The organism is Roseateles sp. SL47 (genome assembly GCF_026625885.1).
GTDB lineage: Bacteria > Pseudomonadota > Gammaproteobacteria > Burkholderiales > Burkholderiaceae_C > Roseateles.
In genome coordinates this window covers 4,850,514-4,865,149 of the sequence record NZ_CP113068.1, presented here as the reverse complement: position 1 = coordinate 4,865,149, position 14,636 = coordinate 4,850,514, and the positions used below count along the sequence as shown (strand labels likewise).

At 65.8% G+C, this 14,636-nt stretch carries 9 protein-coding genes; 7 read left to right on the top strand and 2 right to left on the bottom strand.

Features of this window, described 5'->3' with window-relative positions; all coding sequences use genetic code 11:
* Positions 1 to 27: 27 nt before the first annotated feature.
* Positions 28 to 2,988, bottom strand: coding sequence for a TonB-dependent receptor plug domain-containing protein (locus OU995_RS20930; RefSeq protein ID WP_267832058.1), 2,961 nt, complete (start codon positions 2,986 to 2,988; stop codon positions 28 to 30).
* A gap of 1,190 nt (positions 2,989 to 4,178) precedes the next feature.
* Between OU995_RS20930 and proV the strand changes: the two genes are divergently transcribed.
* Positions 4,179 to 5,456 carry a glycine betaine/L-proline ABC transporter ATP-binding protein ProV gene (proV, locus tag OU995_RS20925; protein WP_267832057.1) on the top strand — a complete coding sequence of 426 codons (1,278 nt, stop codon included), beginning with the start codon at positions 4,179 to 4,181 and terminating at the stop codon, positions 5,454 to 5,456.
* A gap of 15 nt (positions 5,457 to 5,471) precedes the next feature.
* Positions 5,472 to 7,727: a glycine betaine/L-proline ABC transporter substrate-binding protein ProX gene (proX, locus tag OU995_RS27605; protein ID WP_420714747.1), complete on the top strand. Its 2,256-nt coding sequence runs from the start codon at positions 5,472 to 5,474 to the stop codon at positions 7,725 to 7,727.
* On the opposite strand, the gene OU995_RS20910 is transcribed toward proX, so the two are convergent.
* Positions 7,661 to 8,329: a GntR family transcriptional regulator gene (locus tag OU995_RS20910; protein WP_267832056.1), complete on the bottom strand. Its 669-nt coding sequence runs from the start codon at positions 8,327 to 8,329 to the stop codon at positions 7,661 to 7,663. The genes proX and OU995_RS20910 overlap by 67 nt on opposite strands.
* A 246-nt stretch (positions 8,330 to 8,575) precedes the next feature.
* Between OU995_RS20910 and OU995_RS20905 the strand changes: the two genes are divergently transcribed.
* The 5 genes from OU995_RS20905 to OU995_RS20885 all read left to right on the top strand — a co-directional run bounded on the left by OU995_RS20905 (position 8,576) and on the right by OU995_RS20885 (position 14,635).
* Positions 8,576 to 9,304, top strand: coding sequence for a DUF969 domain-containing protein (locus tag OU995_RS20905; protein WP_267832055.1), 729 nt, complete (start codon positions 8,576 to 8,578; stop codon positions 9,302 to 9,304).
* A gap of 4 nt (positions 9,305 to 9,308) precedes the next feature.
* Entirely contained in the window at positions 9,309 to 10,265 is a 957-nt protein-coding gene (locus OU995_RS20900; protein WP_267832054.1) for a DUF979 domain-containing protein, read from the top strand.
* A gap of 77 nt (positions 10,266 to 10,342) precedes the next feature.
* The gene (locus tag OU995_RS20895) at positions 10,343 to 11,110 is read left to right on the top strand and encodes a LamB/YcsF family protein (protein WP_267832053.1); all 768 of its coding nucleotides are present in this window, start codon (positions 10,343 to 10,345) and stop codon (positions 11,108 to 11,110) included.
* Positions 11,107 to 12,822 (top strand): urea amidolyase family protein, encoded by a 1,716-nt coding sequence (locus OU995_RS20890; RefSeq protein WP_267832051.1) that lies wholly within the window; start codon positions 11,107 to 11,109, stop codon positions 12,820 to 12,822. The genes OU995_RS20895 and OU995_RS20890 overlap by 4 nt, the downstream gene beginning before the upstream one ends.
* A gap of 28 nt (positions 12,823 to 12,850) precedes the next feature.
* Positions 12,851 to 14,635: an acetyl/propionyl/methylcrotonyl-CoA carboxylase subunit alpha gene (locus OU995_RS20885; RefSeq protein ID WP_267836321.1), complete on the top strand. Its 1,785-nt coding sequence runs from the start codon at positions 12,851 to 12,853 to the stop codon at positions 14,633 to 14,635.
* The last annotated feature ends 1 nt before the right edge of the window (position 14,636 follow it).

The window sequence follows — 14,636 nt, the reverse complement described above, 5'->3', positions numbered from 1 at the left end:
CGCTGCCACACGCTGTACGGAAGGGCATCAGAACGCCTGGTTGTAGCGCACCCAGAAGAATCGGTCGATCGGCATGTCCGGGTCCACCGACGACGACGACGATCCACCACCCGCCGTGTAGTTGGCATTCAGCATGATGCGCGGCTGCTTGTCGAAGACGTTGTTGGCGCCAACGATCACCTGACCTTTCCAGGGGAAGTCGTAGCCCACGCTGAGGTTGTGGTAGGCCATGGCACCCTGGCGGTTGTAGCCGGTGCCCCAGCTGGCGGTGCCATCGGGGTTGCTGCAGGCTTCGGTGTCGGACCAGCACTGGTCCTTGACGGCGCTGTAGTAGCGGGTGGAGAAGGTGGCACTCCAGGGGCCGCGTTTCCAGTTCAGCGACAGGTTCGACTTCATACGGTTGTAGCCGTATTCACCCAGGTAGCTTTCCCAATCGGAATCCGGAGTGCTCTTTTGGCGATAACGGGTGGTGAAGCTGGTTTCCGTTTGCACCGAGAACTGCCCGTAGACGCTCTTGGGGAAGCGATAGTTCAGACCGAGGTCAAAACCGGAGGTTTCCAGCGCGCCCAGGTTCAGGTAGCCACGCGAGAGCGTCTTGACCTGGCCGTTGGCATCCCGGGTGATGCTGCCGCAGAACTCGGAGACATTCTGCACATAGCACTGGTCCAGCACATAGTTGGCGCTGATGGCCGTGATCTGATTTTTCAGCTTCACGTTGTACCAGTCCAGCGTCATCTCCGCGCCGGTCAGCCAGGACGGGTTGTAGACCAGGCCCAGGGTGCGGGACCGGGACGTTTCGGGCTTGAGTTGGTCGTTGCCCACGCTGGCATTGAAGGCATACAGGCTCTGACCACCGGCCGAAGACGTTGCTGCGCCAGACTGGAGCAACTGGCGGTAGGTGGTGCTGGTGCCACTGGCGATGCAACGGGCCAGCACCTCCGAGTTGCCGGCTGCTTCCCCATGGGCCGTGTCGCAGGGGTCCACAAACGAGTCGAAAGACTGCTGGCCGCCGCCAAACGTGTTGCCGATCGGAGGCGCCCGGAAGCCCTGGGCAAAGGTGCCCCGGGCCAGCAGGTCATTGATCGGCTTCCACATGAAGCTGGCCTTGCTGTTGGTCGTGCTGCCGAAGTTGTTGTAGTCCGAATAACGCGTGGCCAGGTTGACGCTCAACAGTTCGGCCGCAGGCAGCTTCTTGAGCAGCGGCACATTCACTTCGGCATAAGCCTCCTTGACGTTGTAGCTGCCGAAGGTGGAATTGCCAGCCAAGTCGGTGGTCAAGCCTTGATGGGCCAATGCATCGGGAATGTCGTAGCCGGATTGCGAGCGGTACTCCAGACCTGCCGCCACGCCGATGTTGCCGGCGGGCAGGGTGTAGACATCGCCCGACACGTTGGCGGTGTAGCTGCGGGTGTAGGAGCCATAGGTCGAGCGCAGCTTGGCCATGATGTAGTCCAGCGCTGCCTGGGTGGAAGCCGAAGGGCCGCCCAGGATGTCGAACGGGACGCAATCTGCAATCGGGTTGGCGGCAGTGCCACACTGCACCACGCCGGATGAGTTCATGAAGGACGGGCCCAGGGCTGCCTTCAGGTTTTCCAGGTTGATGTTGCCGGTGCCCTTCACCACGCCGTCGATCTTGCTGTAGTTGAAGCCGACGTCCCAGCTCCATGGGTTGCCCAGCAGGTTGAAGTCGCCTTCCAGACCCGCATCGAAGTGGCTGGTCCGGTTGGTGTTCTCCGTCACACGAGGCACTTCGGTGATGCGGCGGTAAAAGAACAGATCCTGCCCGTTGCCGGCGCCCACGGCTTGATTGCCGTAGGGGTTGTAGTAGCTGTCCTTGTCGATGTAGACGGGGTAGCCAGCCTGGCTCAGGCTATTGAGCGGATAACCGGCCACCTGGCTGGTGCTCTTGCGGTCCGAGAACATCGCCGTGGCATTGGCGCGCAGCGTGGGTGTCAGTTCCAGGTAGCCCTTCGAGAAGAGCGACTTCTGCTCGCTCTCCGCCTGGAACATCATCTGGCTGCTGGAGTTGAACAGGTCGTCGGTGTTCGAGCTCTTGTAGGCGTGATAGTTGCTCTGCAGATTGGACGCTGCGCCGGTGCCATCGCCCAGGAACGCGCCGGTGTGATTGAGCATCTGGTCGAACCCGGTAGCCGTACCGGAGCTGCTCACCTGGCGGATGCGGCCCCACGGGCTGGCGCCAAACTCCGAGGTGTACCGGGACGGGTCCGGACCATAAGCGGCCGAGGTGATGGCCCGGTCCTTCGCCCATACGGGGTCGGTCTTGTTGGCGGTGATGCCCACCATCACCGACGCCTTCTCGGAGTTCCAGCCATAGGCAACGGAAGCGTCCTTGGTCTTGCCGTCGCCCTTTTCATTGGCGCCGTAATAGATGCTGGCCTTGCCGCCTTCCATCGAGCGGCGCAGGATGACGTTCACCACGCCGGCAATCGCATCCGAGCCGTAGGTGGAGGAAGCGCCATCCTTGAGCACGTCGATGTGGTCCACCAGCGCGGCGGGAATGGTGGAGATGTCGGTGTAGCCATCGACCGACTGCGTCCAGCGTTTCCCGTTCACCAGCACCAGCACCCGCTGCGAGCCCAGGTTGCGCATGTTGATGTATTGACCGCCTTGCTCGCGGTTGGAGGTGAGCACGGAGCCTTTGCTGAAGTCAGGCGAACCGGCCGAGGTCATGTTGTTGAGCACATCACCCAGCGTGACCAGGCCGCTGCGCTGAATGGCTTCTGCAGTGATCTTCTCGACTGGTTGCGCGGTCTCGGTATCGATCTGGCGAATGCGTGAGCCGGTGACTTCCACGCGCTCCAGTTGCTGTTGCTGGGCATAGGCCCACCCGCTGGTGCCGAGCAGGGCCAGCAGGGCGGCGCTGGACAGGGCGGTGCGGCACAGGTCGGAGCGATGCGGTGTGCGCAAGGATGCGCGCGAGGACGGGCGGCGAGCCCGCAGGGTCGAGGGCAGGGTACGGAAATGCATGGAATCTCCCAACGAGGTTCTGGGGCTGTAAACCCACGGAATGCCTGGTACGGACGCCGCCGCTGGATGGGAGGCGGTGTCGTAGGCACGGCATGGCGCGGATTGGAAGCGGCTCTGCCGGTGTGCGCCTGTTGGGGAAGATTCGGATCGGTGCGTCATCAGACGCCGATCTTGTTGAATATGTCAGTCGTGTTGCTTCACGTGTTGCGGCGTATGTGTGGAGTTTCCTCCTTGGGGACTTGTGGCAGCCACTTTGGCTGCCCGATGGAAGCATGGATTTGTAAAGAACTCTTCACCGTTTGGTGGGGTGTCAAATCGTTGTCTGTAGATTACAGGCAGTGATTTCCCTGATTTGTCGGGGTTGGAAAAATACCCCCTTTAGGCTTTATGCCTCAATATGGGCGACTGATGGCTAAAGCGTGTCATGAATATTGCCAGTGCGTCGATGAACTTTTCTAACTATATGATTCGTTTGCACTTGTTCTGTATCCGCAAAGGTGCATTCGCATTTTTGGGGCGTTACGCACAACAAAGAAGCAGGTTTGTGTCGTCAATCTATCTAATGTGGTGCGGTCGCCATCCTTGAATATGTCAGACCCAACAAATTCCCGACAAGGCGGTAAGGATGTTGTCACAACATCCCAGCCAACCGTATGTCGTACACGAGTTCGAAACCTGCGGGAAGTCTTCATCCATCCCAAATGACACAGGCCCTTCGACACATCGGTGATGAACACGGTGGCACCCTTTGCGAGTCAGGCGGAGGCGAGAAGCAGGAAGGTCCCTCCGGCCGCCAGCGTACGGTGTTGTGTTAAGGTTGCGGCTTGCAAGCGGCTCGTTCCGCTCCCCGCAACCCCCTCGCACTACTCGCGGATCTTCGAATCCCGTCGCGGTGCAGGAATTCCCGCCGCCGGGCCCCTGAGGTCCGGCACCTCTGGCCGGCCTTGTCTGGCCCCATGCCACGCCAGGCTCCTCCAGTCCGCGCCCCTTGACCAGGCCCGCCGGCTGCATCGTGAGTCCCAGCGGGTGCTGGTTTCGTTGCTTTCGTCGTCAGTGCCCGTCGGCAGCCGTCTAGGCCCGCCAGGCGCCGCCACGTGCGCGTTTGGCGCTGGATCTCGACGCAGGGCGTGATCGCCGCCGTGCTCCTGGAGCCGGCGATTGCTCATCACCGCACGAAAGGAGTCTTGGCCATGGCGAAAGGCATTCTGATCGACCACGTTTTCAAGGTGTTCGGAGACGCGCCCGAGCAGGCGCTGCAACTGGCCCGGGAGGGCTTGTCCAAACAGGAGATCCTGGCCCGCACCGGCCAATCGATGGGTGTGTTCGACGTCAGCTTCGACATCCAGGCGGGCGAGATCTTTGTTGTCATGGGCCTCTCCGGCTCCGGCAAGTCGACACTGGTGCGCCTGCTGAATCGCCTGATCGAGCCCAGCGCGGGGCGCATCGTCATCGATGGAGAGGACATCAACACCCATTCGCCACGGCAGTTGCGTGCCTGGCGCCGCAAGGACATCAGCATGGTGTTCCAGTCCTTCGCGCTCATGCCGCACATGACTGTGCGAGACAACACGGCCTTGGGCCTGGAACTGGCCGGTGCCGACCGGGCGCACCGCCTGGCGCAGGCCGATCTGGCACTGGCGCAGGTGGGTCTGGCGGGCTGGGGAGACAAGTACCCGGATGAACTTTCCGGCGGCATGCAGCAGCGGGTGGGGTTGGCGCGTGCATTGGCTTCGGATCCGTCGATCCTGCTGATGGATGAAGCCTTCTCCGCCCTGGACCCGATCATGCGCACCGACATGCAGTCGGAGCTGCTGCGCCTGCAGCAGGTGAAGCGCCGCACCATCGTATTCATCTCGCATGACCTGGACGAAGCCATGCGGATTGGGGACCGCATCGCCATCATGAAGGACGGTGAAGTGGTGCAGGTGGGCGCGCCCGACGAAATCCTGCGCAGCCCGGCGAATGACTTCGTGCGCAGTTTCATCCGCGGCGTGGACACGGCCGCCGTGTTCAAGGCCGCCGATATCGCCCGCCCGCCGTTGACGCTGGTGGCGGAGTACAGCAGCCGCGGCGCGCGCGCCGGCCTCAAGACGCTGGAGGATCAGGACCGGGACTTTGCCCATGTGGTGAGCCCATCGCGTCGTTACCTCGGTACCGTGTCGGCCGATTCGCTGCGCGCCGCCCTGGAGGGGCATGTCGGTCCGCTGGGGCTGCAGCACGCGTTCATCGACGGTCTGTCCACCATCCCGGCGGATGCGCCGGTGGCTGAGCTGTTTGGCCAGGTGGCGCAGGCGCCCTGCGGCGTGCCGGTCGTGGATGCCGAGGGCCGCTTCTGCGGGGCGATCTCCAAAACCACGCTGTTGAAGTTCATGGACCGCGACACGCCGCCCATCGAAGCGAGCGCCGATCGCGCGGCCGCTGAGGCTGCCCCAGCGGGCCCGGCCACCCACGCTGCGGCCACGCATTGACCCTGAGGAGGCGACATGAATCACAACACCCTGGCTCCCTGGACGGTGGCCCTCGCGCCGCTGTCGGCAGCCGCATCTTCACCCGCATCGTCACCCGCTTCCGAAACCCCGCTGCCCATGCCGGCGGCAGCGCAGACGCCTGACCCGTGGGAGGCGCTATCCCAAGCCCCGGACCCGCAGGCCGGCGCCGCCTGGCTGGATGCCGCCGCACCCGCACCCGCACCCGCACCCGCCGTCACCGCCACGGACCCGGAGACGGTCAGCTCGCTGGTCCATTCCCTGGGCGACAGCCTTCACCAATTCCTCAACGGCACGGTGCCGGTGGAGTCATGGATCAACACCGGCCTGAGCTGGGTGGTGGCGCATGGCCGCCCTTATTTTCAGGCGGTTCGCATGCCTATCGATGGGACGCTCCAGGCTGTTCAAAGCCTGCTGACCCAGCTGCCGGCCGTGGCCATGGTGACCCTGATCGGTTTGCTGGCGTGGCAGTTTGCCGGCCGCAGGCTGGCCCTGGGTACGTCGGCCGCGCTGCTCATCGTGGCGGCTCTGGGCATCTGGCCGGAGGCGATGGTGACGCTGTCACTCGTGCTCACGTCGCTGCTGTTCTGCCTGCTGATCGGATTGCCGCTGGGGATTCTGCTGGCCAGCAGTGAACGCGCGGAACGCGTCATGCGGCCGCTGCTGGACGCCATGCAGACCACGCCCGCGTTTGTATATCTGGTGCCCGTGGTGATGCTGTTTGGCATCGGCAACGTGCCGGGTGTCATCGTCACCATCGTGTTTGCGCTGGCACCCCTGGCCCGCCTGACCAACCTGGGTCTGCGGCAGGTGCGGCCGGACCTGATCGAAGCGGCGCGAGCCTATGGGGCATCCCCGCTGCAGATGCTGTGGAAGGTGAAGCTGCCCCTGGCCATGCCATCGATCATGGCGGGCATCAACCAGGCGCTGATGCTGTCGCTGTCGATGGTGGTGATCGCTTCCATGATTGCCGTGGGCGGCCTGGGCCAGATGGTGCTGCGCGGCATCGGGCGCCTGGACATGGGCCTGGCCACCGTGGGGGGGCTTGGCATCGTGATTCTGGCCATCACCCTGGACCGCCTGACGCAGGCGCTGGGCCGTCCGGCCCGAGCGGGCCGGGGGCGTTGGTGGCAACGTGGCCCGGTGGGCCTGCTGCTCAACGGTCTGCCACGTCGCACGCGGCAGGGCTCGCCGATGGAGGCGGCGCTGGTGGCCTCGGTGCTGGTGTTGTTCCTCTGCACGAGCGCGCTGGCGCAGCCGCCGGCCCTGCCTGGCAAGGGCATCACGGTGCAGCCGCTCAAAAGCTCATTGGCGGAAGAAACCTTCCAGACGCTGCTGGTGTCCCGCGCGCTGGAACAGCTCGGCTACACCGTCCTGCCGATGAAGGACCTGGAGCCAGCCACCGAACATCTGGCGATTGCCAATGGCGATGCCACCTTCATGGCCACCCACTGGCGGCTGCTGCATGCAGACTTCTACCGCAACAGCGGTGGTGACGCACGCATGGTGCGCTTCGGGCCCTACGCACAGGGGGCCGTGCAAGGGTATCTGATCGACCGTCAAACGGCGGAGGCCCATCACATCACCCGCCTGGACCAACTGCGCGACCCGGCCTTGGCCCGCCTGTTCGATACCGACGGGGACGGCCGCGCCGACCTCACCGGCTGCAATCCCGGCTGGGGCTGTGAAGGCGAGATCGAACATCAACTGGACGCCTATCAACTGCGCAGCACAGTCACGCACCGGCAAGGCAGCTACACCGCGCTGATGGCGGACACGCTGGCGCGCTTCAAGCAGGGGCAACCCATTCTCTACTACACCTGGACGCCGTATTGGGTGAGCGCCGTTCTGCGGCCTGGTACCGATGTGGTGTGGCTGCAGGTGCCGTTCTCGGCGGCCAAGGACGGGAAGACCAACACGCGCCAGCCGAACGGCAAGAACTACGGCTTTGCGGCGGACCAGCAGGAGATCGTCGCCAATCGCCAGTTCATCGAACGCAACCCGGCCGCCGCCAGGCTGTTCGAGCTGATGCGTCTTCCCATGGCCGATATCAATGCGCAGAACCAGCGGATGAATGAAGGCGCTCATTCGGAGCGTGACATCGCCCGCCATACCGACGGTTGGATTCGTGTGCACCAGCAGCAGTTTGACGGCTGGATCGCCCAGGCGCGGGCTGCGGCGGATGGTCAGGCCGCCCAGTCCCCATCCTCCAGCTTGCGCGCATACACGGCCAGCACGATGCGTTCGGAGTGAACCAGGTAGTCATGCAGCCGCGCCGAGGCTTTGGCGAAGTCGCCTGCCTCGGCCAGTTCCAGAATCTCGCGGTTCATGTCCACATACGGCGCATGCAGGAACTCCGCATCCCGCAGCAGCCCGAAAGCCAGCCGCAGTTCTGCCAGCACCTGTGCAAACAAGGTGTTCAGGCGTTCGCTGTCGGCCAGTTCCACGATGCCCATGTGGAAGGCCATGTTGGCCGTGCCCACGCTCACCCAGTCGCTGCGGTCGCGGGCGGCCCATGCCTGCTCCACCGCCTGCCGCATGTGCTTCTTGGCTGGATGCCGTGGATAGGCCTGCGCCAGTGCCTGGCATTCGATCAGCCGCCGCACGCGATAGATGTCGATGATGGCGGCGATGCTGGGCACCGACACAAACACCCCCCGGTTGGGTTCATGCCGCAGCAGGCCGTCCTTGGTCAGCACCCGGAACACTTCCCGCAAGGTGTTCCGCGAGATGCCCAGATGCTCCGCCAAAGCCTGTTCGGACAGCCGTTGCCCCGGCGCGAACTCGCCGGCGGTCACCATCTGGCGCAGTTGTTCCGAGATGCGGTCGGTGAGGGTGAGTGCGGCGGATGACACGGCAGCGGAGGCTGTGGTGGCCTTCGCTGGCGCGGGCGCCGGTCGGGGCGCGGTGCTTGGGGCTGAACTTGGCGCCGGGCGGCGTGATCGAGTGGCAGGCATAGAGCTCGCATTGTCTCTGCGTGCAGTGGCTTGTCAGGCAGGGTTGCGGGTTTGCACCAAGGCGCGTGCTTGGATGATGGGGCAGCATATTGCGGATTGTTCAACAATTCATGTGAATTGCCCTTCAACAGGAGCCCGCGCGCCATGACTCACGACCCCTCCTTATGGCCCCTCATCGGGGTGGCGGTGATCATCCTGGGCTTTGTGCTCCGCTTCAATCCGATGGTGGTGGTGGCGGTCACGGCGGTGGCGACCGCAGTGGCGGCGGGCTTCCCCGTGCAGAAAGTGCTGGCCGTCATCGGCACCGGGTTCGTCAAAACCCGCAACCTGCCGCTCATCCTGCTGCTGCCGCTGGCGGTGATCGGGCTGCTGGAGCGCCACGGCCTGCGCCAGCATGCGCAGCAGTGGATGGCCCGCTTTCAATCGGCCACTGCCGGCCGTTTGCTGATCGTGTACCTCGCGGCCCGCCAACTCACCGCCGCGATGGGGCTGACCAGCCTCGGCGGCCATCCGCAGATGGTGCGCCCGCTGCTGGCCCCGATGGCGGAGGGGGCCACCGAGGCCCGTCTGGGCGCGTTGCCAGATGCGCTGCGGCACCGGCTGCGGGCTTATGCGGCGGCCACCGACAACGTCGGCCTGTTCTTCGGTGAAGACTTGTTTGTGGCCTTCGGCGCGGTGGTCCTCATGACGACCTTCCTGCATGAATCCGGCATCGATGTGCAACCGATGCATGTGGCACTTTGGGGCATTCCCACCGGCATCTCGGCCTTCCTGATCCATGCCTGGCGGCTGCGGCGGCTGGATACCGCCCTGAAGCGTGAACTGGACCGCCCGCGTCCCCAGCCTGCTGCTCAGCCGGCCCATCAGGAGTGATGTGATGACCCTCTCGCTGGATCTTCTGTTCACGCTGGCCGGCCTGCTGCTGGCCGGTATCGCGGTGATGACGCTGCTGGATCGCAGCCATTCCAAGCGCTGGACGACCGGTTTCTTCTGGGGCCTGTATGCCGCCATGTTCCTGGTCGGCCACCTGCTGCCGCCGGAATGGGTGGGCGCCGGGGTGCTGTTGATGGCGCTCATGGTGGGGGTGAAGGGCGTCGGCGCGGGTCGGCTTCAGCTGCCGTCGGCCGAGGTGTGTGCGGCGCATGCCCGGCGCCTTGGGCACCGGCTGTTTGTGCCGGCGCTGGCCATTCCGCTGCTCACCATGGTGGGCACCTTGTCCGCCAAACATCTGGTGGTGGGGGAACTGCCGTTGATCGATCCCAAAAACGCCACCTTGGTGAGCCTGGGCCTGGCCTGCATCGTGGCGCTGGGCCTGGCCTGCTGGCTGACCCGCGAGACGCCGGTGCAAGGAGTGCGTGAGGCGCGCCGGCTCATCGACGCCCTGAGCTGGGCGCTGGTGCTGCCGCAGATGCTGGGCATGCTGGGTCTGATGTTTTCCGATGCCGGTGTGGGCAAGGCGGTGGCGCATCTCACCATCACCTACATCAACATGGACCTGCGCTTTCTCGCTGTGGCCGTCTATGTGGTGGGCATGGCGCTGTTCACCGTCATCATGGGCAATGGCTTCGCCGCCTTTCCGGTCATGACGGGCGGTGTGGGGGTGCCCGTGCTGGTCGGCGTCTACCATGGAGACCCGGCCGTGATGGCAGCCATTGGCATGCTGTCGGGCTACTGCGGCACGCTCATGACGCCGATGGCGGCCAATTTCAACATCGTGCCCGCAGCACTGCTGGAACTGCCGGACAAGAATGCGGTCATCCGGGTGCAGGTGCCCACGGCCTTGACGCTGCTGGCGGTCAACGTGGTGCTGCTCAACCTGCTGATGTTCCGCTGACGCGCACGCAGACGCATGATGCTCCCGGCACGTCGCGCCGCTCACTCCTCACTCCTCACTTCCAAGCTTTCATCGCCATGAACATCGATCTCAACAGTGACCTCGGCGAAAGCTTCGGCGCCTGGCATATGGGCGACGATGCGGCCATGCTGGCCGTGGTCAGCAGTGCCAACGTCGCCTGTGGCTTCCATGCCGGTGACCCGGCCGGCATCCTCGCCACTTTGCGGTCTGCCGCGGCGCATGGGGTCTGCGTTGGCGCCCATGTGTCCTATCCGGACCTGGTGGGTTTTGGCCGACGCAACATGGACATGGCCAGCGCCGACCTGCAGGCCGCCGTCATCTATCAGATCGGTGCCTTGCAGGGCCTCGCTGTAGCGGCTGGCACGCGGGTGCGCTATGTGAAGCCGCATGGAGCGCTTTACAACTTCATCGCCCATGACCGTCGCCAGGCGCAGGACGTCATCGCTGCCGTCAAAGCGGTGGATGCCACGCTCGGCCTGGTGGTGCTGGCGGGGGCGGCATTGGCTGCCTGGGCGCGAGAGGCGGGTCTGCACACCATAGAAGAAGCCTTTGCGGACCGCGGCTATCAGGCGGACGGCAGCCTGGTGCCTCGCCACCAACCCGGCGCGCTGCTGCACGACCCTGAAGCCGTGGCCGCGCGCATGCTGCAGTTGGCCAGGGAGGGCACGCTGACGGCGGTGGATGGCAGTGTGGTGCGCATCGCAGCGGACTCCATCTGCGTGCATGGCGACAGCCCCGGTGCGGTGGCCATGGCCCAGCGGGTCCAAGCGCGCTTGACGGCCGAAGGCATCACCATCCGTTCCTTCATGGACGCTGCGGAATGACGCCGCCGGACGCTGCTGGCTTGCGACTGCTGCCCGCAGGGGATGCGGTGCTGGTGGAGCTGGCGGATCTGCCGCAGACGCTGGGCCTGCTGGCCTCGCTGCAATCGGACCCGATTGCTGGCGTGCGGGAGATCGTGCCCGGCGCCCGCACGCTGCTGCTGACGCTGGACCCGCTGGTGCTCTCGCGTGAGGCCCTGGCCGCTGAACTTGCGCGGCGGCCGCTGGAGCTGCACAGCGCCGAGGCCGGGCCACGGGTGGAGATCCCCGTGCATTACGACGGGGAGGATCTGGCCGAAGTGGCGGCCCTGCTCAAGATCACGCCACAGGAGGTGGTGCGCCGCCATACCGGCAGCGACTGGTGGGTGGCCTTCACCGGCTTCGCGCCCGGGTTTGCCTACCTCACCGGGGGCGATGAGCTGCTGCGCCAACTGCCTCGCCGCAGTTCGCCGCGCACACGCATTCCTCCCGGAGCCGTGGCGGCGGCGGGTGGGTTCAGCGGGGTCTATCCCAAGGCCAGCCCCGGTGGCTGGCAACTGCTGGGCCAGACGCTGATGCCCATGTGGGACTTGCAGCGGGACCCACCCGCGCTGCTGCAACCTGGGCAGCGCGTGCGGTTTGTTGATGCAGGGCCCCGAAATGCGGCTTCGGCGGCATCGGCAGCTCCGGCGGCTTTGGCGACTCGGGCTGTCTTGGCGCCTTCGCCCTCGGTCGCCCCGGCAGCGATCGAAGCAGCGCCGCACCAAGGGTTGGCGCCAGATGCTCATCGCGCTCCGGGGGCGCTCACAACCCTCCCAGATGCGGCTGCCATCGACATTCAGCAGCCCGGGCTGCAAGCCCTGCTTCAGGATCTTGGCCGCCCAGGCCAGGCCGGGCAGGGCGTGGCCGCCTCCGGAGCCATGGACCGAGGCTCGTTGAAGGCCGCCAACCGGCTGGTGGGCAACAGGCCGGACGAGGCCTGCATCGAAGTGGCGCTTGGGGGATTCGAGCTGATCTCACGCGGCGACACCGTGGTGGCGGTGACCGGTGCGCAGGGGCCGCTGACGCTGATCGCGTCGGACGGCCGCGCGTTTCCGCTGGACCACCATGCACCCATCGCGTTGTCGGACGGCGACCGGCTTCGCATCGGAGACCCCACGGCGGGTGTGCGCAGCTATGTCGCGCTGCGTGGTGGTGTCACGCTGCCGCCGGTGCTGGGCAGCCGCTCCCATGATTCGCTGGCCGATGTCGGCCCACCGCCGCTGAAGGCCGGTGACCGTCTGACCCTGCGTCCCGCCCGGCCTGGCGCGGTGGTCGGCCATGCCGAAGGCCCTCTGGCCGCCTGGCCCAGGGCCGGTGACGAAGTCACGCTGGACATCCGCCTCGGCCCACGCGCGGACTGGTTCACCCCAGAGGCCCTGGATGTGCTGGTGACCCAGACCTGGACCGTCACCCCGCAGTCCAACCGCGTCGGGCTGCGGGTGCTGGGCGAGGTGCCGCTCACACGCGCCGTTACGGCCGAGCTGCCCAGCGAGGGCACCGCGCTGGGTGCCATCCAGGTACCGGCCAATGGCCAGCCGGTGCTGTTCCTGGCGGACCATCCGCTCACCGGCGGTTATCCCGTCATCGCCTGCATCGCGCCCTGGCATCTGGATCTGGCCGGCCAGATGCCGGTGGGCACCCGCCTGCGTTTTTCTGTCGTGACCGGCTTTGAGCCGGTTCTGCTGCCCCGATGAAGTTGGAGCCTGAGGTTCGCCCATGTCCATGAAGAAGGTCCTGATCGCCAATCGCGGCGAAATCGCGGTGCGCATCATCCGTGCCTGTGCGGACTACGGTGTCCGCTCGGTGGCGGTGTATGCCGACCCGGACATCGATGCGCCGCATGCCCGCCTGGCCGATGAAGCCTATGGCCTCGCCGGCCATCGGCCGGTCGACACCTATTTGCGCATCGACAAGCTCATCGACGTGGCTCGGCGCAGCGGCGCGGATGCGGTGCATCCCGGCTACGGCTTTCTGTCCGAAAACGCCGCCTTTGCCCGTGCCGTCCTGGACGCGGGGCTGACCTGGATCGGCCCGCCGCCGCAGGCCATTGAGCAACTGGGCGACAAGGTGTCCGCACGCCGTCTGGCGCTTGAAGTGGGCGCACCGTTGGTGGCGGGTTCACCAGGGCCGGTGGCTGATGCCGACGAGGTGCTGGCCTTCGCCCGGCAGCATGGGCTGCCCATCGCCATCAAGGCCGCCTTTGGAGGCGGTGGGCGCGGCATGAAGGTGGTGTGGAAGCTGGAGGAGGTGGCGGAGCACTTTGCCTCCGCCGTCCGCGAGGCCACTGCGGCGTTTGGGCGGGGCGAATGTTTTGTGGAGCAATTCCTGGACCGTCCCCGGCATGTGGAGGCCCAGGTGATGGCCGACACGCTGGGCCAGGTGGTGGTGCTGGGTACGCGGGACTGCTCACTGCAGCGGCGCAACCAGAAGCTGGTGGAAGAGGCGCCCGCGCCGTTCCTGACCGATGAGCAGCGTCAACGCATCCATCAGGCGGCCAAGGATGTCTGCCAGCGGGCGGGATATGTCGGTGCGGGAACGGTGGAGTTCCTGCTGAGTGCGTCCGGCGCGATCTCCTTTCTGGAGGTCAATACCCGGCTGCAGGTGGAGCATCCGGTCACCGAGGAAACCTGCGGCCTGGACCTGGTGGTGGAGCAGCTGCGCATCGCGGATGGGCTGCCGCTGACCCTGACGGAGACACCGGTGCCAAGGGGCCATTCCATCGAGTTCCGCATCAATGCGGAAGACGTGGGCCGCGGCTTCCTGCCCGCGCCGGGCGCGGTGCATGTGTTTGAGCCGCCGTCGGGGCCCGGCGTGCGGGTGGACAGCGGCGTGGTGGCCGGTTCGGCGGTGGCCCCGGCGTTTGATTCATTGATGGCCAAGCTGATCGTGACCGGAGCCACTCGCGGCCAGGCGTTGGCGCGTGCCCGACGTGCGCTGGCCGAGTTCCGCATCGAAGGCGTGCCGACGGTGCTGCCCTTCCACCGTGAGGTGCTGCGCCATGCGGACTTCACGGCGACGAATGGTTTCAAGGTTCACACCCGCTGGATCGAAACCGATTTCGCCACCGATCTGGCCGCTGCCACGCGGGTGGAGCCTTGCACCCCGGAGCCGCTGCAGCAGGTGAGCATTGAGCTGGATGGTCGGCGTGTGCGCCTGGGTCTGCCCGCTGGATGGCTGCAAGGGTGGGCCAGTGCGGGCCGTCATGGTGCGGCAGGGGCTTTCCCCGCCGATGTCCCCGCCGATGGTGCAGGGGTGGCAGGCCTTGCCTCCGGTGAGCGACCGGACGACCCGCATGACGACACTGCGGTTCGCTCCCCCATGACCGGCCTGCTGCAGGCCTGGAAGGTGGAGGAGGGCGCGTCGGTGGAGCCGGGGCAGCTCATCGCCGTGCTGGAGGCGATGAAGATGGAGACCCAGGTGGTGGCGCACAAGGCCGGGCGCATCGGCCGGCTGGCGGAAGCGGGCACGCAGGTGTCGTCAGGCAGCCTTCTGGCCCGCATCACTTGAC